General features: G+C 54.5%; 17 protein-coding genes and 1 pseudogene. 10 read left to right on the plus strand and 8 right to left on the minus strand.

Annotated elements, in window-relative coordinates; all coding sequences use genetic code 11:
• Nucleotides 1-560, plus strand: a 560-nt coding sequence (locus tag R3C20_24925; GenBank protein MEZ6043753.1) for a hypothetical protein, incomplete at its 5' end; no start/stop codon positions are given.
• Nucleotides 557-1,966 carry a hypothetical protein gene (locus tag R3C20_24930; GenBank protein ID MEZ6043754.1) on the plus strand — a complete coding sequence of 470 codons (1,410 nt, stop codon included), beginning with the start codon at nucleotides 557-559 and terminating at the stop codon, nucleotides 1,964-1,966. The genes R3C20_24925 and R3C20_24930, both read left to right, overlap by 4 nt.
• An 841-nt stretch (nucleotides 1,967-2,807) precedes the next feature.
• On the opposite strand, the gene R3C20_24935 is transcribed toward R3C20_24930, so the two are convergent.
• Nucleotides 2,808-4,178: a sulfatase-like hydrolase/transferase gene (locus R3C20_24935; protein MEZ6043755.1), complete on the minus strand. Its 1,371-nt coding sequence runs from the start codon at nucleotides 4,176-4,178 to the stop codon at nucleotides 2,808-2,810.
• Nucleotides 4,179-5,047: 869 nt separating this feature from the next.
• Here R3C20_24935 and R3C20_24940 point away from each other — a divergent pair.
• Nucleotides 5,048-6,340 (plus strand): neutral/alkaline non-lysosomal ceramidase N-terminal domain-containing protein, encoded by a 1,293-nt coding sequence (locus R3C20_24940; GenBank protein MEZ6043756.1) that lies wholly within the window; start codon nucleotides 5,048-5,050, stop codon nucleotides 6,338-6,340.
• A gap of 305 nt (nucleotides 6,341-6,645) precedes the next feature.
• Here R3C20_24940 and R3C20_24945 read toward each other — a convergent pair whose 3' ends face one another.
• Nucleotides 6,646-6,768, minus strand: a complete 123-nt coding sequence (locus tag R3C20_24945; protein ID MEZ6043757.1) for a hypothetical protein — start codon at nucleotides 6,766-6,768, stop codon at nucleotides 6,646-6,648.
• Nucleotides 6,769-8,034: 1,266 nt separating this feature from the next.
• On the opposite strand from R3C20_24945, the gene R3C20_24950 reads away from it, so the two are divergent.
• The 3 genes from R3C20_24950 to R3C20_24960 all read left to right on the plus strand — a co-directional run bounded on the left by R3C20_24950 (nucleotide 8,035) and on the right by R3C20_24960 (nucleotide 9,599).
• Entirely contained in the window at nucleotides 8,035-8,670 is a 636-nt protein-coding gene (locus R3C20_24950) for a hypothetical protein (protein ID MEZ6043758.1), read from the plus strand.
• Nucleotides 8,671-8,821: 151 nt separating this feature from the next.
• Complete coding sequence (locus R3C20_24955; GenBank protein ID MEZ6043759.1) at nucleotides 8,822-8,956, plus strand: hypothetical protein; 135 nt, start codon at nucleotides 8,822-8,824, stop codon at nucleotides 8,954-8,956.
• A gap of 319 nt (nucleotides 8,957-9,275) precedes the next feature.
• A complete protein-coding gene (locus tag R3C20_24960) occupies nucleotides 9,276-9,599 on the plus strand; it encodes a hypothetical protein (GenBank protein MEZ6043760.1) in 324 nt (107 codons plus the stop codon).
• Between the two features lie 68 nt (nucleotides 9,600-9,667).
• On the opposite strand, the gene R3C20_24965 is transcribed toward R3C20_24960, so the two are convergent.
• The 3 genes and pseudogenes from R3C20_24965 to R3C20_24975 all read right to left on the minus strand — a co-directional run bounded on the left by R3C20_24965 (nucleotide 9,668) and on the right by R3C20_24975 (nucleotide 10,398).
• Nucleotides 9,668-9,955 carry a hypothetical protein gene (locus R3C20_24965; protein MEZ6043761.1) on the minus strand — a complete coding sequence of 96 codons (288 nt, stop codon included), beginning with the start codon at nucleotides 9,953-9,955 and terminating at the stop codon, nucleotides 9,668-9,670.
• 15 nt (nucleotides 9,956-9,970) lie between these two features.
• On the minus strand, nucleotides 9,971-10,231 hold the full coding sequence (locus tag R3C20_24970; protein MEZ6043762.1) for a YjbQ family protein: 261 nt from the start codon (nucleotides 10,229-10,231) through the stop codon (nucleotides 9,971-9,973).
• Between the two features lie 14 nt (nucleotides 10,232-10,245).
• Nucleotides 10,246-10,398 (minus strand): annotated as a pseudogene (locus tag R3C20_24975) (YjbQ family protein).
• Nucleotides 10,399-10,744: 346 nt separating this feature from the next.
• Between R3C20_24975 and R3C20_24980 the strand changes: the two are divergent.
• The 4 genes from R3C20_24980 to R3C20_24995 all read left to right on the plus strand — a co-directional run bounded on the left by R3C20_24980 (nucleotide 10,745) and on the right by R3C20_24995 (nucleotide 16,299).
• Nucleotides 10,745-11,563, plus strand: a complete 819-nt coding sequence (locus R3C20_24980) for a hypothetical protein (protein MEZ6043763.1) — start codon at nucleotides 10,745-10,747, stop codon at nucleotides 11,561-11,563.
• Between the two features lie 259 nt (nucleotides 11,564-11,822).
• Nucleotides 11,823-12,533: an FHA domain-containing protein gene (locus tag R3C20_24985; protein ID MEZ6043764.1), complete on the plus strand. Its 711-nt coding sequence runs from the start codon at nucleotides 11,823-11,825 to the stop codon at nucleotides 12,531-12,533.
• Between the two features lie 99 nt (nucleotides 12,534-12,632).
• Nucleotides 12,633-14,657, plus strand: a complete 2,025-nt coding sequence (locus R3C20_24990) for a serine/threonine-protein kinase (GenBank protein MEZ6043765.1) — start codon at nucleotides 12,633-12,635, stop codon at nucleotides 14,655-14,657.
• A gap of 79 nt (nucleotides 14,658-14,736) precedes the next feature.
• Complete coding sequence (locus R3C20_24995) at nucleotides 14,737-16,299, plus strand: hypothetical protein (protein MEZ6043766.1); 1,563 nt, start codon at nucleotides 14,737-14,739, stop codon at nucleotides 16,297-16,299.
• 155 nt (nucleotides 16,300-16,454) lie between these two features.
• Here the strand turns inward: R3C20_24995 and R3C20_25000 are convergent, their stop codons facing one another.
• From R3C20_25000 to R3C20_25010, 3 genes are all read right to left on the minus strand, one after another.
• The gene (locus tag R3C20_25000) at nucleotides 16,455-16,835 is read right to left on the minus strand and encodes a DUF3127 domain-containing protein (GenBank protein ID MEZ6043767.1); all 381 of its coding nucleotides are present in this window, start codon (nucleotides 16,833-16,835) and stop codon (nucleotides 16,455-16,457) included.
• Between the two features lie 128 nt (nucleotides 16,836-16,963).
• Nucleotides 16,964-18,049 (minus strand): hypothetical protein, encoded by a 1,086-nt coding sequence (locus tag R3C20_25005; GenBank protein ID MEZ6043768.1) that lies wholly within the window; start codon nucleotides 18,047-18,049, stop codon nucleotides 16,964-16,966.
• Nucleotides 18,050-18,203: 154 nt separating this feature from the next.
• Entirely contained in the window at nucleotides 18,204-20,231 is a 2,028-nt protein-coding gene (locus tag R3C20_25010) for a M13-type metalloendopeptidase (GenBank protein MEZ6043769.1), read from the minus strand.
• Between the last annotated feature and the right edge of the window lie 294 nt (nucleotides 20,232-20,525).

Genomic DNA, 20,525 nt, shown 5'->3' on the forward strand with positions numbered 1-20,525 from the left:
ACATCAAGTTGTTTGACATTCACAGTCTGACGATGGAGCAACTGAACCGCCCTGGTGCCCAGCGTGGTTTGCTCTATGACTCGATTGTCCGGGCGATTGCGAGGACACTTCCACTTCGGGCCGTGCGCAGGGGACGACAGCATTTCTTGATCGTCGGAGGACAGCGTGAAAAAGAACCCCGGCTGAAACCACTCGTCGACATCACGAAGCGGGTCTTTGGAAAGATTCCCCAAACCACACTTTCCTGGGCTGAAGCGATCACCGTCCGAGTCGAACATGCAAACGATCATTTGTGGTTGTTGCTTGAGCCAACCGTGTTGGGCTCAACTGTGACGGACGAAACGCCTGCGGATGAACGGCAACGTCGCAAGGAGTTCGTGCGTGAGCGATTGGCGACTCGCTACAACAAGAGATGGAACGAGTTACTGGATGCGTGGATCAATGTTCTTTCAGGTGGACAAGAGAAGTGGACCGTATCGACCTTTGGCCTAACGCAAGGAATTGATGCCAGCTTCACGATCAACGCCACAACCGGGTTCTCGCGGAGGCATCAAGGATGAGCGAATTGCCAACGTTTCCAGCGCATGGCTGGCAAGACGAGCCGTGGTTGAGTTTTCATCCGGAGAGAGAGGAAGACCGTGATCGCCATCCGCTAAAAGGGCTGCGACGATTTGGTCCACTCAGTGGTTCACTCGTCAGTTCAATGATGGACCCAATCCGCGTAGCGGCGATATTCCCGCACGGCTGCAGAACGTGGTTTACCGGCATCATTGGTGAATTGAACCGGACGCATCATCCACAAGAACGCCAACAGTATTTGGTGGAGTATCCTGGATTCTCCACCGCTTTCCGTGTTCGAGCCGTCGAAGCCGAGGGCATTAGTCGTGAGCTGCCCGCAGCCACAGATGGCGCAATCACAGCAAGTTCGACACCGCATCGCGAATTGGCGGATCGGCTGTTGTCGGAGCTGAATGCCCTGCGGCGGACATCCAGCCAGTTCGATGTCCTCTACCTCTTTCTGCCGGAACGCTGGTCGCCAGGATTTCGTGGACCTCTGGGCGAGGACTTCGACCTTCACGATTTCTTGAAGGCTGAGTGTGCCGCCGCCGCAATTCCACTTCAGATTCTGCGAGAAGATCGTGTTCTCAAATACAAATGTCGCGCAAGCGTCATGTGGCGACTTGGCCTGGCAACGTACTGCAAGGCTGGTGGAATTCCGTGGAGGATCGCTGGGGGAGACCCAGGTACGGCGTACATTGGGCTCAGTTACGCGATCCGGGCTTCTGATACTGGCCCGCGGTTCGTCAACTGCTGCAGTCAGGTCTTTGACGCAGATGGCTGTGGTCTGCAGTTCCTGGTCTACGAATCGGAGGAGTTCCGCGAATACGGCAAGAACCCATTCTTGACGAGAGACGGAATGCGGCGACTGATGTCGCGGAGCCGCGTCATGTACCAGAAGCGGCACGATGGCCGGTCACCGAAGCGAGTCGTGGTCTACAAGACGACACCGTTTCGTTACGAAGAGATCGACGGCTGCCTTGATGCATGGAGATCCCTGGCCGTCGATCTGATCCAGGTTCAGCAAGACACTCCGTGGCGGGGAATTCGTGTGGCGGGCAAGCATGACATTGCAGGCTATCCGGTCCATCGCGGCTCGTGCCTACCTTTGAGCGGAACGGAAGCGCTTTTCTGGACTCAGGGAATCGTACCGTCAGTGACGGGTGACAATTTTTACGCTGCCCAAAAAGGTATCCCCAATCCGCTGCTGCTGACCCGGTTTTCTGGGCACTCGGGTTGGGCAGAGTTGACGGCAGAACTCCTTGGGCTGACCAAGATGAACTGGAACAACGACAGCCTGTATGACAGGCTCCCGGTCACAATCGAATACGCGTCGTCGCTCGCTCGGATTGTGAAACGACTGCCTTCGCTGTCGCCCCGCCCATACGACTTCCGGTACTTCATGTGATACCGATCACCTTCACAAAGATACTGGACGAGCCGATGTCGGTGCGGATTATCAAGTACGGCCGGTTCGTGCCGCCCGATTGCAATTCTTTGGTTTCCGGTGGCCGGTGGAAACCGGCCCATTCTGAAAGCCAACCCGCTAAAACGAGCTGACCTGGACGAGTTCGTCGAATGCTACAACCCAAAGAATCCCAATCGCCGCAAGGCCACCTAGACGGAAGAAACTCCCGAAGGTCGCTGGCGTTGCTACGAATACGACGAGCTGCTGAATCGAGACAAAGCCAACCTGGACATCTTCTGGCTGCGTGACGAAACCCTGGAAGAATCCGACAACCTGCCCGACCCCGATATCCTCGCCCAGGAAATCGTCGACGACCTGCAAACGGCCCTGGAACAGTTCGCAAACATCGCGGCAGAATTGAAGGACTCACGCCCGAGATCTCAGCGGCAGCCAGTCGTCTTTCACCAGTCGACGCATTCAGGCTTTCTGCCGAAGCGATAGCCTTACAGGCACTCGGGCAAATGATGACGAGCGGGCGAGAATAGGTTCTCAACCGATTGTTTCTTGCAAAGATGGGCAACCAGCATTCCGACAGTTGAAACCGTTGGCTCCAACAACTATGCCCGTTCGGCACGATGTTTCTCGATACCCCCGCCACTCGAGAAACTTCCGGTGCCTGATTTCCACACAAAGGACAAATCACCTGTTCGAACATTCAGCCCCAAACTGATCGAACCCTTTCAGACCAGTTGTCATTCTGAATCACAGCGACACGAACAGCGTTCCCAGACAAACACAGTGTTCATGAACGTCGTTCCTTATCATCCACAGTGATTCGTAACTACCTGGCTGGTGGTTGCCACGGTACAGCGCCGCCGCGTTGGAGATGGAGACGCAGTTTCGCATTGAGCTGGTTGACGATGCCTCGGTTTTTGTCTGCCAGATTGTTTTGTTCCCGGGGACCCGCCGACAGGTTGTAGAGTTCCAGTGGTTCAAACGGGGAATTCTGAAGCAGTTTCCACTCGCCTTCGCGGATGGCTTCAATCGTCTTGCCTCCGTATCGAATCCCGCCTTCGCGTCGAGTAAACAGCCACTCACTGCGCAGCGGTGGCTGGTCTTTGCCCTGAAGTGCCGGAAGAAAACTACGGCCATCGAGATCATCCGGGACAGACAAACCAGCCGCTTCAAATAACGTTGGCAGAATATCCATCGACATCATCGCCAAATCCGTCTTCGAACCGGGCGCAATCCGGCCCGGCCAGACTGCACACATGGGAACTCGGATGCCGCCCTCGTAGACGCTTTGCTTACCGTCTCGCAACGGTCCGTTATTGGCCCCTGCGTCCAGCTGGCCACCGTTGTCGGACGTGAACACGATGATGGTGTTTTCCCATTGACCGTTCTGTTTCAATGCTGCCAGAACTTTGCCGATACCGTCGTCCATATGTTCAATGAGTGCGACCAGTTTGGCTCGATGTGGTGGCTGCATATTCGGTTCGCGCACCTGGACTTTCTTCAGCCAGTCTTCCGGAGGCTGAATAGGAGTATGCGGCGCGTTATAGGCCAGATACATCAGAAATGGCTGATCGGAATCCCTTTGCAAATCCAGAAAGTCGACCGCCCACTGCGTGAATAAATCGGTTGCGTGACCTTTCGGATCAATCTCCTTTGTTCCATGGCGCATGTAGTTCACATCGTGACGCCGATGGTGGTAATAGTCATCCATCATGTCGCCGAGAAATCCGTGGAACACATCAAAGCCCCGTTCGGTCGGTGTATTGGGTGATTCCAGACCCAGGTGCCACTTACCAACGATGGCCGTTCGGTAGCCGGCCTTCTTTGCGTGAGACGGCAGCAGTTCAATTTCAGGTGAAAGATAGCCCCAACTGTTTTCGGGATGGGTTCGGATGACTCCCGGAACACCAACAACGTCCTGATATCGACCGCTCAGCAATGCGGCTCTTGATGGCGAACACACCGGACAGTTCGCATACCCATTGGAAAACTGCATACCCGCCGAAAACAGTGCATTCAGATGCGGCGTTCTCATATCGGTCGAACCACAGCACTGCAAATCTGCGTACCCCAAATCATCCGCCAGAATCACCAGCAGGTTAGGGCGGTCAGCAGCGATGGCACGGGACGACAACGAGAAGCCAATGGCGCATGCCAGCAGAATTGTGGAAGCCATGGACGGCAGGATCCTGTCCATCAGATACTTTCTCCCCAGATTGATCACCACTCGAACGGACGACGCTGCTGCATATGGTGACGGAATACGGCCTCCAGGAAAACCAATACGTCCAGCACAACGTTTGCAACTCAGGCAGCATCAACTCAGGCAACATCAGTCAATGCAGATGGCCCGGGCCAAAATCCCCTGGAATGGCCCTGGTGCAGAAGTTGACATCAACGTGGTGGGAGTCTTCAGGGTCGCTTTCGTTTGGTTGCATCCCTGTCAGCGGAGGACTCAATGACATGATCCGGTCAGTCTGATCCGGAATTTGGTAATGACGAGGCATGTCATGGCAGGACGCGGAGGCGTTGCGGCGCCGCAGGTAATAAATTCGTCAACGCTGAAAAACTTCCGACGCTGTCTGAATGTATTCGCCAAGTGGAATTCATTTCCGATCCTGAATTTCAAAAGCAGCACATCGATTCAATCCAACGGTTCATTGGCCGGTCGAATTTGGCTGTGAAAAGAGAATACGATGGCGACATTGCCGAAGCGAAACCTTGGGTCGAGTTCGCTACGAATCGTGTAAGCGAGAGTCGATGTCTTTCCTGCGGCTCAACTGAACTTCTTGATCAGGCAACAGCAGACGGAATCTTTGTTCCGAGTCACGGACACTTTCAAATACGATGGATTGGCCTGTGCAGCCGAGAATATCTGGACTGGTTCTACACTCCGGAAGGCCTTCGGATTGCGGACGGATAGTGACGAAGTCTGGATTTCTGCAGCACGATGTGTGGCCGTTGTGCCACAGGCTGTCCTGGCGTTGGCGAGATAAGGAACGTCACGTTTACAATGTGGTGACAACTCACTGACACACATCGTTCCATCCTGGAGATGCACGTCCCATGCGATTCATAGTCCGCTTATTGATGACCGCTTGTTTGTTTGTATCGGCAGTCGTTCAGGGTGCTGATGCGTTGCGAGTGGGCGTTGCTGAAACCGATATCACGCCGCCGATTGGCTTTCCGATGGCAGGCTACTATCACGAACGGTTGGCCGAAGGTTCGATCGATCCGCTGAAGGCGAAGGCGATTGTCTTTCGAGACGGCGACAAGGCCGCAGCGGTTGTTGTGTGCGATCTGATTGGCATCGCCACTGACCTGTCCCGCGAAGTGCGGCGGCGTACCAGCGAAGCGACGGGCATTCCGACAGAGCACATCGTCATTGCGGCTACACATTCGCACACCGCGCCCGACTATATGAAGGAGCTGTATCTGTACCTTGGCAAAGAAGAGCAGGAGCCGCTGCGAGCCGAATATATTGAAAAGCTGATTACCGGACCGGTCGATGCGATCACGCGAGCGTACGCCGGTGCGAAGCCTTCACTGCTCACGACGGGCTCGGCACTGCAACAAACTCCCGTCGCCTTTAACCGCCGATTCGTCATGCGTGACGGCAGCGTGAAGACGTGGCAAAGTCTGTCCAATTCGGAAGTCGTCCGGGCAGCCGGGCCGATCGATCCGAACATCGGTCTGCTGGCTGTTCGCGATTCCGAAGACGGCCCCGTGCGAGGCATCTTCAGCAACTTCGCTCTGCACCTGGATACCGTGGGAGGGATGCGGTGGAGTGCAGATTACCCGTTCTTCATTGAACGCACGCTTCGCGGTTCGCTTGGGCCGGATGTCATTTCCATCTTCGGCACGGGTTGCTGCGGTGACATTAATCATGTCGATCCTTCAAGCCCCGATCGCAACAAAGCGGACTTCATTGGAAGTTCCATCGGGAACTCGATCGACACGCAAATCGTATCACTTTCGCCGGTGGAAGACACACGACTGACCGTTCAGTCGCGAGTGGTTCAGTTGCCTCTTCAGGATGTTTCACAACAGGAAGTTGAGCGAGCTGTGGAGATCGTTCAGCTGGCCAAACGCGGCGGAAAGGTCGACTTCTTCGACCATGTGACGTCCTACAAACAGATTATCCTCGACCAGTTTCTGCATCGTGAACCTTTTGTGAAGGCGACCGACCACATCACCTGGGGACTCAGCCGTTCGCTCGCGGGCATCGGACCGACCATTCCCGTCGACGTGACTGTGATCACGATCGGGCACGACGTTGCAATTGTGTGCCTGCCGGGCGAAGTGTTTGTGGAACTGGACTGGCTATCAAGCAGGCGTCTCCCTTTGGCACGACTATGATCGTCGAGCTGTCGAACGCGGTGGAAACAATTTACATCCCGCATCGCAAGACTACGCCGGCGGCAGTTATGAAGTCACCAATTCTGCTTTGCAACCGGGAGGCGGTGAGATGCTCGTCCAGACCGGCTCCTCGAACTGCTGCATCAGGCAGCATCAAACCGCATCCGAGAGCCAATAAGGCGAGCGGCGGTGTCAACCCGCTGATTGCGTGATGCCTGGCCTCCAGTGGACAACCCTCATTTTTGAGTCGAACCTCTCTGATGTCGGGTTCATAAGGCTGGCAGATACTGTGGCAGCGCCTGCGGCTATTTGGCATCCGGGTCGTTGTCAGCAGGCTCGATGTGGTTGGTTCGGATTTCGGCGTTTGACAGGAACAACGGCATCGGCAGGCCCCGGTCTCTGTTCAGGTGCATGCGTGATGGATTCATCAGGTAGTGCTCGTTTCAACGTGATGCCGTGTTCTGATTCGCCACAATGGATGGTGACGACAAAGAAGTCCGCAAATTGAAGTGACAAAGGCCGCCTGATCGTTGGTCTCGGACCGGACCACAAAATGGCAGTGATTCGGCATTGCGACCATCGCATAAATTGGCATGATTTCTCAGGTCCCTGCGAAGACAAGCATGAAGTGCCATCGTCATCGCCCGATTCAGAACGTGGAAGACTTTACTGTGCCAAATTGCGTTTCCGTGCGTGCCATGACTACTAACGTCAATCAAGAGACAAGATCCAACGCAATCAAAGAGACCTGGACCTCTTCCCTTGCTACTGCATACTGCAGTGCAAATGGACGCACCGCTGCCCCCTTTTCACTTTACTCCTCCTCTTCCCTTTCACTTTCCAACTTTTACTCTCGACTCCTTTTTTACTCGGCCATGGCAGTACCGGCATTCATAGAGACGCTAGTGGATTGGCCACGCGTTTTGAGCACCTAAGAAATGAGACTCCACGAGATAGAATTGAAATCGCCTGGTTGGGATGATGCCTGCGGCTCGATGCAGATCGTCAGCCACGTACCCGGGCGCCCAAGGATTCTGCAGCCGAAGCGGACGAACAGTTTCGGCGAGTCTTGTGATCCGAATCCGGATGTTGAAGAGGTTACGAAACGGTGCAACATGACTAATACGAATCTGTGCGATTGAAGTGCCCCGCGTAAAAGGGTGCGATGGCTCGCGGCCACCGCAAGAATCTCTCCCGCGATTTGATGCGCCCTAAATGCCGAACTACAGTACGATTTCAGCTGTTGCCTTCGATACGCCACGAGCAAGAGTGCGAGCCAGATGCTCATGTGGCGTCAACACCGCCGAGTCTGCCAATTCAACCACTTGTTTCCATGTCTGGGATCGCGACCTGGTGATGATGGCGACTCGTCTGAGAGTGAATCACCCCCAATCGTCCGCGTGCCGAGAGTGACGTTTGCTCGCAATCCACGAACCACCACAGCAATTCGATTCACACGGAGACGATCGCCGGGCAAGTGCCGCAGCCATCGGATTTCTGTGTCTCATAGTGTCACCGTTCCTTCAGGGGTGAATTTTGGAGCGGGGGGACTTACCGGCATAATTGGCGACGGCAAGTACTCAGGTGCGGGGATCATTGCGGCCGTCTTGTTCGGATTGTCAATCACTAGACGTCCGTTGCTGACTATCCCCCTGTTGATTTCTCAAGGAGTCGGTACTTTGGCTGTCTTTTGGATGGCTGCTCTTCTCTGGAAGATGAGTTCGGTGTTCAACACTCCCGAGCTTCGGAATAACCCGCTTGGCGGCCTAGTGCCGCACTTATGGTTAGCTCAAAGTGCGGGATTGTACTTCGGTCTTGTCGGTGGCATTTTGGTTGCTGGGGCCATTGGATACCCGTTCTCCGTCAGCCCGGCAGGGACCCGTGCCCTTGATCATCAATCAAACCGTGTTCACTGCTGGTGGGCTGCTTCTTGCAGTATACATCGGCGGGGTGGCTACGTGTTGCAGGACGGTTTGACGATTGGTGCTCCAGCTGGCGATCCATCGCGCCCTGCCCAACCATTTCAAGTTCCTGCGTTCGTAACACCGGAAGACCCAAGGGTCGCTTGGCGACGCAAGTACAACGTGGACGAGGGACAGTTTGAAGGCATGATTGCCAACTATCGTGCAAGGAAGTACCCCGAACAGGTATCCGGCTCCGACTGGTGGGAAGAAACGCCGCACCTCGAACACCAGTCGAAATCAATGACCTCTACCCACCGCTCAAATCACGAGAATGGTATGTGGCGGAGTGGAGCGGAGGCTTCTCGTCATCGCGCAACTTTGATCGCAACATCAATTTCGGAAGTGGTGAAACGACGTACAAACTGACTCTTTAAGACGCGGGTCCGCACGGAACCCAATTTGCCGATCAAAGAGCTTCATGGAGAGATGTATTTTGTCAAGGACGGAAACACGATCTTCGCGACGGAAGTATCAGATGTTCCTGACGTGAGTTTTACCGGATTCATGCCCGGTCTGGTTGAAGATCGATCCTTACGACGACAACAACCCCGCGCATCGGGAGTTGCGATATGCGAAGGATGAGGAAATCATGCCGATCTTCAAAGTTCGTCGGGTGGTTCTGGCGGATGGGATCGAAAAGCGATTCGACTAAAGGGTCTGACCGGGGACGGTTGTTGGGGAGACGGGGGCGAAGAGTTCCGCCGAGCTGCAGCGAGTCGGCTCGGACGAGTTCCCAACAGGACTTCTGCTCCAGAACAGATGATTGCCCGTGCAGCCGATCGGTGGGGACTCACCGGCAATTGTCAACCACCGCGCGGGCTGCTTGATGCCGAATTGTCCCCGTGACAAATCGACCGGGGCCGTCGGCAATCTCGGAACACGCTTCGATCGCCAGCATTTTGGCATGACCGTCGATGCCGCATTCGGGGACGGCGATGGGCTTCCGCTGCCGCAGCGTCACACTGGCGTCGATGTCACGAGATTGTGACGATGATGATGTCCCTCTGCGATCCAGCCCGGAGGGCTTGCAGAAATTAGCCGGCGGTCAGCGCAGCGCCACCGCCGGTCCCGAGCCCCGAATCGCCCGCATCCTGAAGGGATGCCAGAACACGGTATCGGAGGTTTTCATGTGCACGTTTCTCAGCCTGCCCGTCAACATCATCTTCAGAACGAAACATCGAAATCCATGGATCGTTGACGGCTGGATTGAACGATTTCACGAATACATCGGCGGAACCATTCGAGCACTCGATGGTGTTCCTGAATCCGTCGGTGGCATTGTCGATCACGTTTAACTGCTGGTCGGATTGAAGTCCACTCACTGACGGTCGGATTTCACGCGTGAAATGAAGAAGAGCACGGCTCAGACAGCTTCCGGTGGTGCGCCGCTCGGCGGCGACCACCGGCTAATTTCTGATGTCCCTCCGGGACGAATCACAGGAGGTCGCAACAAATCATCAGCAATCGCCAATTGCTGATATTCGTCCCATATGCCGTGTTCGTGGAACAGCATCGCATCTGCATCAACGCTCTCGACCACGACCGAACCCTGACCTTCGCCGTTGCAGACACCTTTGCTGGTGCCTGATGAAGCCTTGAATACCAGAGAGTTTACAATCGACAGTCGTTTCCAAACTGAATTCAGGATCAAATGCAACTTCCCTGTTCACTCTCCGATCACTTTCACCAGAACACGTTTGTCCCTGCGACCATCGAACTCGCCGTAGAAGATTTGTCTCACGGCCAAAAGTCCAGCTTCCCCTTCGGTGATGGCGACGACGACTTCGCGGCCCATGATCTGGGTCGTTTCGCTATGAGCGTCGGCATTGTCTTCTCCGGTTCGGTTGTGAGCATATCGCTGAGGTGAGGCGTCGAAGGGTGCGAGACCTTTCCAGCCATTTCTGAGCCGTCCTCGTGGAGACCTGATTCGTCATCGTTGATAAAGACAGATGCCGTAATGTGCATTGCATTGACCAGGCAAAGTCCTTCCTGAATTCCGCTCCTGCGTACGATTTGTTCGATTGTGGGTGTGATGTTTTGAAAGCCCATTCGGGCGTTGACGTTGAATGTCAGATATTCAGTGTGGGATTTCATGGCTGGTCTGTCCGGGAAAGTGAAACAGTGGATTCTGATTCCTCGAACGTTACCAGAGGCGGTCTGTCCTGGGGTGTCTGAAGACAGGAAAACAGGATCGGTCGTCCAACCGCGAATGGCTTCTCATCCGGATTCTGGGCGGGTGGACGGTGATCGCAGAGACGTTCTGCCGCCGGGATCTGCGTCGTCTGGTTGAAAACACTCGGTTTTTTACGTGATTCCTGAGATCAGAAGAAAATTCTGCAGAATCTTCCAGGGATTTCTCATGCCCGCCGAATAGCTACCTCGTGATGCGAGATGTGGGCTCGCGGATCAATCGTGTGGTCCCCCGGTGAGGAGAAGAGAGATGCTGAAGAAACTGGTTGTTGGCGCTATGGCAATGGGTCTGGCAACAGGAATGTTGTTCGGGACCGATTCGTTCAGCTACTTGAGGACATTTGGTAAGAATGTCCGGACGGCTGTGAAGTCTGAAATCACGCCGGAATTCGAGCTGGCTCGAATTCGCGACGAGGTCGATAATCTGCTGCCCGAAATTCGTCGTCATATGACGGTTGTTGCCGAGCAGTCGGTGGATGTCAAAGACATGGAGCGATCTCTGGCGGATAAAGAGTCAAATCTGACTCGTCAGAAGGATGCGATTCTTGCGTTGCGGAGCGATCTGGAGAGTGGTTCCAGCAAGTTCACCTACAAGGCGGTTTCGTACACCCGCGGCGAAGTCGAGGCGGATCTTTCACACCGTTTTGAAAGCTACCGATCTGCAGAAGATTCGATCAAACGAGATCGTCAGATCCTGACCGCTCAGAAGGATACGCTTCGTGCGAATCAGCAGAAGCTGGATACGATGCTGAGCAAGAAACAGGATTTGGTTGTCAAAGTCGCTCAGCTGGAAGCCCGACTGAAGCAGGTTCAGGCTGCAGAAGCGGTCAACTGTATTGAAATTGACGACTCGAAGCTGGCTCGTGTTGAGCAGTTGATTAAGGACGTCAATCGTCAGTTGGACGTGCGAGAATCGATGCTGGAAACAGAGGGGCACATAATGGGGCGAATTCCGGTAGAAGATGACTCCCCGGTTGTGGATGCGGATGTGCTGAATGAGATTGATGCTCATTTCGGACTGGCGTCTGATGCAAACGTCGCGGAAGCGGGCTCAGACACCTCGATCTGAATCTGACACCAGATGGATGAAGTGCCAGCGCTGGGCAGCATGAATTTCAATCTGCTCTCCCATTTGCTGGAAGGGGATGCATCGAAGTCCAGTTTCTGGCTTGGTTGCTGATGACCGGGATCACACGACGCTCCGGGTTCGACATGGCTCGGGCCCGGAGCTTTTCTTTCGAGCGTGGTAGAGTACTACAATGCTTTCAGGCGTACTCAGAATTCCAAATCCGCTTCCGAAGTCATGGTTCGCGGAGACTTGTGTGCCGATGGCGTTTCCAGACGCTGTTGATTCACGCAGACAATCATCAACGACACTCCCGACCTCGACATTAAAAGCTGATCCTGTGTGGCAAAGTGAATGCGAACGATATGTGTTATGGATCGATGGCGTCGGGGCCTGGCAGTTGTGCATGGGTGGCCAGTTCCTGATTGGCGGTCCGACGCTCGAACATCAGGCGGCTGATATCTGTTTGCTCGCAAACCTGTCCCGCCAACATGCGACTTTAAAGAGAATTCGCGAAGACTGGTTCATCCAGCCCCATGCTGCGACCGTTGTTTCCGGTCGAACGATCACCGATCAGACGTTGCTGAAGACTGGTGACCAGATCAAACTGGCAGAAAGAGTGCGACTGGGGTTTCGAATCCCCAGTATTCTGAGCGGTTCGGCTGTGATCGACTTCGAAAGTTCTCATCGCCCAACGCAGTCCGTCAATGGTATCATCCTGATGACGGACACGTGTCTGCTGGGGCCACGGAGAGATCATCATGTCTGCTGCCCGGACTGGGGAGATCTGGTGGTGCTGTTTCGGCAGGACGGCCAGCTTCGATGTCGATCGAAACTACCACTCAAGGTGAATGACGTTCAAATCCGGGACTCGGCCCCATTGCAGGACGGAGCAATCGTTTCCTGCGAAGACCTGAGATTTCGGATCGAGAAAATGAAAGACGGAAACGGACCTTCGGGCAGGTCCACATAAACTAAAACGCAGGCTTAAATCTGCGGGCCGAGTTTGTCGTGTGTTTTGTGATTGAAGAACTCGGCGACTGTAAGCACTGAAGACTGCAGGAACAGGATCATGAAGTTCACCTTTGCACCAGAATCCAGACCGCTTGATGGGTATACCATCAAACGCGCGATCCATCGTGGTGGTTTTGGCGAGGTGTACTATGCGTTGAGTGATGCCGGCAAAGAAGTTGCGCTGAAACTGCTGAACAACAATCTGGATGTCGAACTGCGAGGGGTGTCGCAGTGCCTGAATCTGAAGCATCCCAACCTGGTCACGATCTTTGATATTCGTCAGGATTCGGACAAAGACCACTGGATTGTGATGGAATATGTCGGCGGTCGAGGCTTGTACGAAGTGATGACCGATTATCCTGCCGGGATGCCGCTGCCGGATGTCCTGAGGTGGCTGGAGGGGATCACAGCCGGGCTGAGTTTTTTGCATGATCGCGGCATCGTGCATCGCGATCTGAAGCCAGCGAACGTGTTTTCGGAAAACGGCGTCGTAAAGATTGGCGACGTTGGGTTGTCAAAGTATATCTCTGAAAGTCGCCGCAGCGCGCAAACGCAGAGCGTTGGTACCGTCTATTACATGGCCCCCGAAGTGGCGCGAGGGCGATATGGTCGTGAGGTCGACGTTTATGCCATCGGGGTCATGCTGGTTGAAATGCTGACCGGGCACGTCCCATTCGATGGTCAGACGACCGCTGAGATTCTGATGAAGCACTTGACGGCAGATCCCGATCTGACGCCACTGCCGGTGTCACTGCGTCCTGTGATCGCGGCAGCTCTGGAAAAGGATCCCGAAAAGCGAATCGCGGATGTAGACCGTCTGTTCCAACAGTTCCGCGAAGCAGCCGGGGAAGCGGCCTCGCGGGAAGTTGCAAAGACGCTGGACCCCGCCAGTGATCGCGTCGCAACGCCGAATGCCGGTCCTAAACAACGACTGCAGTCGGCGTTGAGTCGTGGAAAAAACGCTCGTGAACGCTCGTTGACCGGAATGGCCGAAACATGGCAGCCTATGCAGCGTTTCTGGAACGACAGAGTTCCGGCACCTGCAAAATGGGTCATCTGCGGTGCACTGTTTCTCTTGATTCTTGAGTCTGGTGTTCTGCGGCCAGTCGCGGCCGGAGGCCTTGTCGGCGGCATCGCCTGGATGGGCTGGCGCATAACCAAACGTGTGTTTGGACTCGACAACGCTTTCGACACGGGTGAAGTCAGTCGACAGGCTGCTCACGCTGGTCCGCAGTACGCTGCAACGATGGTTCCGAATGCTTCTGCTGATGCGTCAGCCATCTCCGGACGTCCAGCTCAGTATGCTGATGCTCGCCGTCCTCAGGCGACCGTTCCACAGCCGCAGGTTGCTGCGGTCAGGACGTACACGCCAAAGACGTCGCGGCAAATTCCGGCCAGACAAAAGACCAGCGACATTACAACGTCGATGTCTGTTGCCATGCTGGCTGTCTTTCTGGTGACCGTTGCGATTCACTTTGTCTCCGCTCTCCTTCCTCAAACAGTGCATGTTGTCTACTTTGGGTTAGTAACGTTGCTCGCTGCCTGGACGCTGATCATTCCCTCAAAAATCTGGGAAGGTCGGACGGGTGACGGAATTGTCCGTCGAATGCTGCTGGGAGGAACTGGCCTGGCCGTCGGGGCATTTGCGTGGATGTTGAAAGAATTCCTGATGCTGTCAGACGATGGGCTGCTTCATTCGGGCGAGGTAGGTCAGGTCTACGCGGGACGAGTTGGCGGCATTCATTTGATTACTGAAGGTGGGCTTCCGACTCTGGCAGGATTCATGGCGTTCTTTGGATTGCTGTTCGCTATCCGTCGGTGGTGGTGGCAGGCTGACAGTTTCCGAAAAGCTCGCTTCCGGGTCTCATCAGCGTTGGTGACGCTGGTTCTGGGGGCAATCCTGACGTCGGTACTTCCGTTTCCGGATGGGTTGGGAGCGACGTGGGCACTGGCCATTTCTGCTGTTGTTCAATTGTCCGCAGGCTGGACGCCACAGGAAGATCGCCGACTTATACCTGCCACTGAGTCAACAAAGACGGCTCCGGTACTTGCTGCCGTTCGTCATCCTGTGTGTGCGGAGTAACTGCTTTGATTGTCCAGACCGCAATGAGCAGAGTTGAGCAGACGGAAAGAATCCGGGTGACGGAAAGGTTGAGGGACTAATGCTGGGTATATTCGTGCTGGGAACATTCGAAATCCTGCTGCTGGCTGGCATCGCCTGTCTTGTCCTGACTGCGAAATCGACCTGCCGATCCAATCCTCGCGCAGCGCCGACTCTGGTTCGATCCGGTATTCTTGTGGTTTCGGGCATCGTCATATTTCTGGCGGTTGTCAGGTTCAAATCCGATCGGCGTGAAATCATCCCGCAAAACCGGGCAGAGATTGCTGCTGCAGACTTGCAGGAATCCATCACGGAGCTCGAACAGGCCCGCGAAAAACTTCACCAGCAGGTGCATGGTACAATCGAATTGCCAGAGCCTTTTTCCCCGCCGACTGTCCCCGAGGTTCCTCTGGTCCCGGGTGCTGCCGTGGGCCAAAACGAGGTCGATCAAACAGCTGATACTTTGCCTGTCGAACCAAGTGTCAAAGCGGAAGAAGAATCTGCCTCAGTGGGCAGGCTGACATTGCCGAACGGTGATGTCATCCTTCTGGATCTTTCGGAAGGCGTCATCGAGGACTTGATTCGTCAGTCAGGTGGTGATGCTGTCCAGTCTCTGGCAGAAGATCTGCCGGAAGGAATTCAGCGCATTTACAGGTTGGTGCCCCTGACAACTTCAGGGCCAGGGCTTCTGCCTGCGGGTAGTTCCACAAAGCAACCATTGAAAGTCGTAGAAGGGATTCGCACCGTGGCCGACGCCGTGCGTTATGCGATCGTTACCGGTCGTGATGATGCGGCCAATCGCTCTGTGTCAAACGCTGCTGCCGCGCTGCTTGCCGAAAAACCGGCAGACTCGACAGACTCGACAGACGCGACAAGCTCGACAGACGCGACAGGCTCGGAGGTATTGACGTCGAAGTCACAGGTCGGTGAACTCCTGCCTGACTGGGTTAATAATCCGGACGGCGGTAGGCTTGTTGTGGAAACACAGTTTCATCCATCAGAGGAAGACGATCAGGAACTCCTGCTCAGTGAAATCGACAATTCGCTTCTGGGTCACTTAAAGGAACGCCACAATCAATGGCTTGCGGTACACCATGCTGGCAGGCTGCCTGTTCGATTCTCTCTGACACCGGAGACAGCCCGGCAGTGCATTGTGGCTCGGGTGGAGCAGAGTGAGGTTCTTGAAACAAGCGCAGGACCTCAGTCGATGATTCGCACGATCGCTTTGGTTGAGTTTCCTGAAGCGGTGGACAAACAAGCATTCGACATGATTCGAAAGGCTGTTCAGCGTGAGCGGATGTTTCTTGTTGTTCTGGTCACAATTCTGATTGGTTTGTCTGTTCTGACGGGAGGAATCTTTGTCAGGACTGGCATTGCTGCAGGAAAAGCTCGAAAGGTCATGGCACTTGCCGGACTGGCATTAACGACGTTACCGCTTGCTTTGGTGGCTGTTGCAGCCATTGGAACAACGATCCAGGGAGACCCCGTGGAAGTGCCCTGGGAGCCAGAGCATGCGACCATTGATCTTGCACCAGGAACGAAGCCGGAGAAGAACAGCTCGGTTACGGTGAGTGCCAGAGCGGGCGCCTCCGGGGCCAGCTTAACGATCAATAAATCGTGGTAGGCATCTCAAGCCACGCAGCAGAAGTCAAACGGACATCCTGCGGACCGGCTCGGCGATTCTCCGGAGTCCCGCTCCGGGGAAGCAGGGCGAATCGTGGATTTGAAATGGCGTGTATCAGCTCTGCTGATGAAAGCAACGAACGACCATCTCGATACTTAAAACGGAGCGGGGCCGTCGTCCTCGTTGTAAAATGAACCGCCGACAAAGTCGTCATCGTCCTGAGCGGGCTGTGCAGAGCCACCACCTGAAAGGACCTGGAAGTTTGTTGCTTCCGCGCTCAGGAAGAATTTGACTTCGCTTTGAGGGTCACGCTGCCACTTTCTGCCGTTCAGACGGTAACTCACGCTGACCTCGTCGCCGACATTCAGTGTATCTGCTCGGTCACATCCGTCCTGGACGAGTTCCAGTGGAATGTAGTTGGTGAAACGGCCGTTGTTTTGCTCCAGAACGATGAGTCGTTTGCGGAATCCCTTCTGGCCGTAGGTTTTGGTTTCTTCGATCAGGTGAACTTTGCCCGTGACGGTTGGGTCTGCCATTTCAATATCTCTTGTCAATCAGAACTGTGGTTCGGCCTGAAATTCGCCGAGAAACTACTGGTCCGGTGGCGAATGCTAGGCCGTGAGCTGCGTGCCTTCAAGCTGTCGTGTCCGTTACCAGTCGATGTCTATGGATTCCTCCATCCAGTACTTTCAATTCTTGCCAGTTCTGAGTGGATATCCGTGCCCTGGTAGAACGAAAACCATCCCCTGAGTTGGCGTACCTCGCCCGGAGGGCAATCTTCAAACTTTGGATCGGAGTGAAGGCAGGGGCAGGGAGCATTGCCCCAGGCACGGTGAATGGGATCCCAGGCACTAATGATCCATCGTGTGCTGTCAGCGGATCCAGCGATTGCGTACCCGTTCACAAACAGCTTGTTGTCATTGGTCTGCGCGTCGAAGCCTTCAACGGCTTTGAGCATTACGCAGTTTTGAACTCGTAAATCGGTGAGTGTGTCTTTCGTGCCATTCTTCAGCCACATCGACATTTGAAGATGGTCCTTCCGGGGAACGACCCTGGTGCCAAATTCTATTCCATCACCTGTGGTAACTTCTCCACTGTCGGACCTCTGTCGACTGATTGCGAGTGACGGCATTCGTCGTCTGAACTCGAATGCGCCGTCTTTGCTGACGGACCATTCCAGTTGTTCGAGCCTGATTCCCTGTTTCGTCCAGATGGTGTCAATGTGCGTATGTGCCAGGTAGGTCAGCCCCAGGTTCGACCAGATGGCTTCCGGAACATCCAGAACAGCATAGCTGTGCTCATCCCATGGGCAGAAGACGCTGAGTTTCGTTTCCCGCTGAGGGTCAATGGCTCCGTCCAGGAAGCCGATTCTTGGATGACGCCCACCGGGGTAGGGAAGAACAAACAATTTGTCTGTTGGCCGAACAGGCCGGTTTCTGCGATGGATCCCGAACTGCTTTAGTTTGTCAGACAACTCCGCTTCTGACAGGCCCGTGACTTCGCTGGCCTCTCTTGATTCGAAGCGATGGTACCAGATCATATTCTGCAACCATTGCTTAAGTTGGTCGTCGTGTGAACAAACACGCGTTTGTCCATTGGTATCAGCGTTCGTTTTCGCCGCAGGTTTTTCTGTCACCTGAGCGTTGCTCTGCTGGTCCCCGGCGAGGCAGACAGAGAATGATGCCATGATTGCAGGAAGTGTGATGCGCTGTACGGCATTCAAAATCCGGGAGTTCTTCAGGGACATCATGGCTGTGTCTTTCGCAGACCCGTCAAAACAAAAAAGCCTCGAACGACTTGTCCGAGGCTTCATATTAACTCACAAGCGATGTTCATGACACCTTGGCGCTATTCTTAGTGAATAGAACATCCGGCGACATGGCACACGTTTTCTGCAAGGACCGCTACCAAATCTGAATGCGTTGTTCTTTTGGCTTGAACAACTTATCACCGGGTTTTACCTGGAATGCCTCGTAGAACGCATCCAGATTGGAAACAGGTCCATTGGCCCGGAATGCTGACGGCGAATGCGGGTCGACGACAAGTCGGCGGACAAGCTCTTCTTCCCTGTACTTTCGCCGCCAGATTTGTGACCAGCCAAGGAAGAACCTCTGATTGGCGGTGTATCCATCCATTTCAGGGCCGGGTTTGTTTCCCAGTGACATTCGATAGGCCTTGAAGGCGATCGCCATGCCGCTCAGGTCAGCGATGTTCTCGCCCAGTGTCAATGCACCGTTGACGTTCTTTCCCGGCAGCGCTTCGTAGCCCTGATACTGATCGACAAGAGCTTTGGTTAGTTTTTCGAACGCTGCTTTGTCTTCATCGGTCCACCAGTTTTCCAGGTTACCGTCGCCATCGTACTTGCTGCCCTGGTCGTCGAATCCGTGGCTGATTTCGTGTCCGATGACGGCTCCGATGCCACCGTAATTGACGGCATCTTCTGCTTTCGGATCAAAGAACGGTGGCTGCAGAATGGCAGCCGGGAAGACAATCTCATTTTTGCCGGGGTTGTAGTAGGCGTTGACGGTCTGTGGCGTCATTCCCCATTCTTTTCGATCGACAGGCTGACCAAGCTTGTTGATCATTCGATTGTGCTCAAACTGAGCTGATCGAAACATGTTGCCAATCAGGTCGTCTTCTCGAATCTCCAGTTTGCTGTAGTCGCGCCATTCATCCGGGTAGCCGATTTTCGGCGTGATCTTGTGAAGTTTTTCAAGCGCTTTTTGTTTTGTGGCATCGGTCATCCACGTGAGTTCATGGATGCTGGATTCATACGTTTTCAGCAGATTTGCGACCAGTTCATCCATGCGTTTCTTTGCTTCCGGCGTGAAGTGGCGCTGGACGTAAATCTGTCCCAGTGCTTCCCCCAGGACTCCAAAGTCGCCAGCGCCGGCTCCGGAAACAGCGTCAACGGCTTTCTTCCATCGCGGTTGCTGTTCAGGGATACCGGATATGGTCTTGTCGTGTAGTTCGAAGTGGGCGTCGACAAAGTCCTCATCCAGAAAAGGAGCGGCAGCGTCCAGAAGTTCGAAAGTCAGAAATTGCTTCCATGTTTCGACTGGTGTTTCTGCAAGAATTGAGTCCAGTTCCTCGAAGAAACTGGGAGTCATGACGTTGATTTCCGTCAGGTCAGCCGTTCCGGATGCCTTCAGATATTCGCTCCATGGGAAATTTGCTGTCAGCTCCGGAAGCGTGTCAACCTTTCGGATGTTGTATCGTTTTTCGGCGTTTCGCAATTCTGTTCGCGGCCACTGTGCCTTCGCGAATCTGGTTTGCAGTGCGAGGATTGCATCGGCGGCTTTTTCACCCTCTGGCAACGCGGCCAGTTCGAACAGGCGGGTGATGTATGATCGAAGGGCTTTGCGAGCGGCAACGTACTTCTCGTCGTCCAGCAGGTAATAATCGCGGTCGGGCAGTGTCGTGCCACCCTGAGCGATCTGAGCCAGGTAGCGTGTCGAATCTTTGGCATCGATCATCACGAAGAATCCGAATGGTCCGCCCAGGCCAATCGTGTTCAGGTGGCCAAGAAGTGGTCCCAGCTCGGCTGTGGACTTCAGACTTTCGATTCTCGACATCTCTGATCTCAGAGGCGAAATGCCGTTTTTGGCAATTCGGTCCGTGTCCATGAAGCTGTTGTAGTAGGCCCCAACCTTTTTCATGTTCTCATCGGTCGGGTTTGCGGCAGCATCTTTGACGATCTGCAGGATGTTTTCCCGGGCGGCGTCATCAAGAGCAATGAAGGATCCGTAGTTCGACTTGTCACCCGGGATCTGGGTCATTTTAAGCCAGCGGCCATTCATGTGTTCGAACAGATCGTCCTGAACGCGAACTGTTGGCTCAATACCGTCCAGATCCAGACCTGAATACAAGTCCTCAGCCCGTGAGCTGGCTGTCACGATCACGAGTAGAACTATTCCTTGCAGGAAGCGCATTTTGAAGTCCCTCAGTTTTAAATTCCATTGCCTGTTCCGTTTCCCGGAACGCCTGGGAAAGTGTAGCAAGGCAGGCGGAGTGATGCCTCCGATGCCTCGAATGTTGCGTATTTGCCCCCAATGGGCTGGGGGTTCCTGCGTCACAGGCGTGCAACCGTGCGGGTTTTGCAAATTTTGTGTGGCGGATTGCCAACACTGAGTCGCCTGGATGCATCATCCTGCGGAATTTCACCAGTCGCTGTTTTTCAACAGTTCTTTAAGAAACAGAACGACATCCTACCGCCCCAACAAAAC

The sequence above is a fragment of the Planctomycetaceae bacterium genome (genome assembly GCA_041398825.1).
Taxonomy (GTDB): Bacteria; Planctomycetota; Planctomycetia; order Planctomycetales; family Planctomycetaceae; genus F1-80-MAGs062.

What these genes read in the sequence shown, in the direction of transcription:
- R3C20_24985 (MEZ6043764.1), top strand. Translation starts at nt 11,823, where the DNA reads ATGGCGTTTCCAGACGCTGTTGATTCACGCAGACAATCATCAACGACA.
- R3C20_24980 (MEZ6043763.1), top strand. Translation starts at nt 10,745, where the DNA reads ATGCTGAAGAAACTGGTTGTTGGCGCTATGGCAATGGGTCTGGCAACA.
- R3C20_24945 (MEZ6043757.1), bottom strand. Translation starts at nt 6,768, where the DNA reads ATGAATCCATCACGCATGCACCTGAACAGAGACCGGGGCCTGCCGATG.
- R3C20_24990 (MEZ6043765.1), top strand. Translation starts at nt 12,633, where the DNA reads ATGAAGTTCACCTTTGCACCAGAATCCAGACCGCTTGATGGGTATACC.
- R3C20_24935 (MEZ6043755.1), bottom strand. Translation starts at nt 4,178, where the DNA reads ATGGACAGGATCCTGCCGTCCATGGCTTCCACAATTCTGCTGGCATGC.
- R3C20_25005 (MEZ6043768.1), bottom strand. Translation starts at nt 18,049, where the DNA reads ATGATGTCCCTGAAGAACTCCCGGATTTTGAATGCCGTACAGCGCATC.
- R3C20_24995 (MEZ6043766.1), top strand. Translation starts at nt 14,737, where the DNA reads ATGCTGGGTATATTCGTGCTGGGAACATTCGAAATCCTGCTGCTGGCT.
- R3C20_25000 (MEZ6043767.1), bottom strand. Translation starts at nt 16,835, where the DNA reads ATGGCAGACCCAACCGTCACGGGCAAAGTTCACCTGATCGAAGAAACC.
- R3C20_24930 (MEZ6043754.1), top strand. Translation starts at nt 557, where the DNA reads ATGAGCGAATTGCCAACGTTTCCAGCGCATGGCTGGCAAGACGAGCCG.
- R3C20_24950 (MEZ6043758.1), top strand. Translation starts at nt 8,035, where the DNA reads ATGGCTGCTCTTCTCTGGAAGATGAGTTCGGTGTTCAACACTCCCGAG.
- R3C20_24960 (MEZ6043760.1), top strand. Translation starts at nt 9,276, where the DNA reads ATGTCACGAGATTGTGACGATGATGATGTCCCTCTGCGATCCAGCCCG.
- R3C20_24940 (MEZ6043756.1), top strand. Translation starts at nt 5,048, where the DNA reads ATGCGATTCATAGTCCGCTTATTGATGACCGCTTGTTTGTTTGTATCG.
- R3C20_25010 (MEZ6043769.1), bottom strand. Translation starts at nt 20,231, where the DNA reads ATGCGCTTCCTGCAAGGAATAGTTCTACTCGTGATCGTGACAGCCAGC.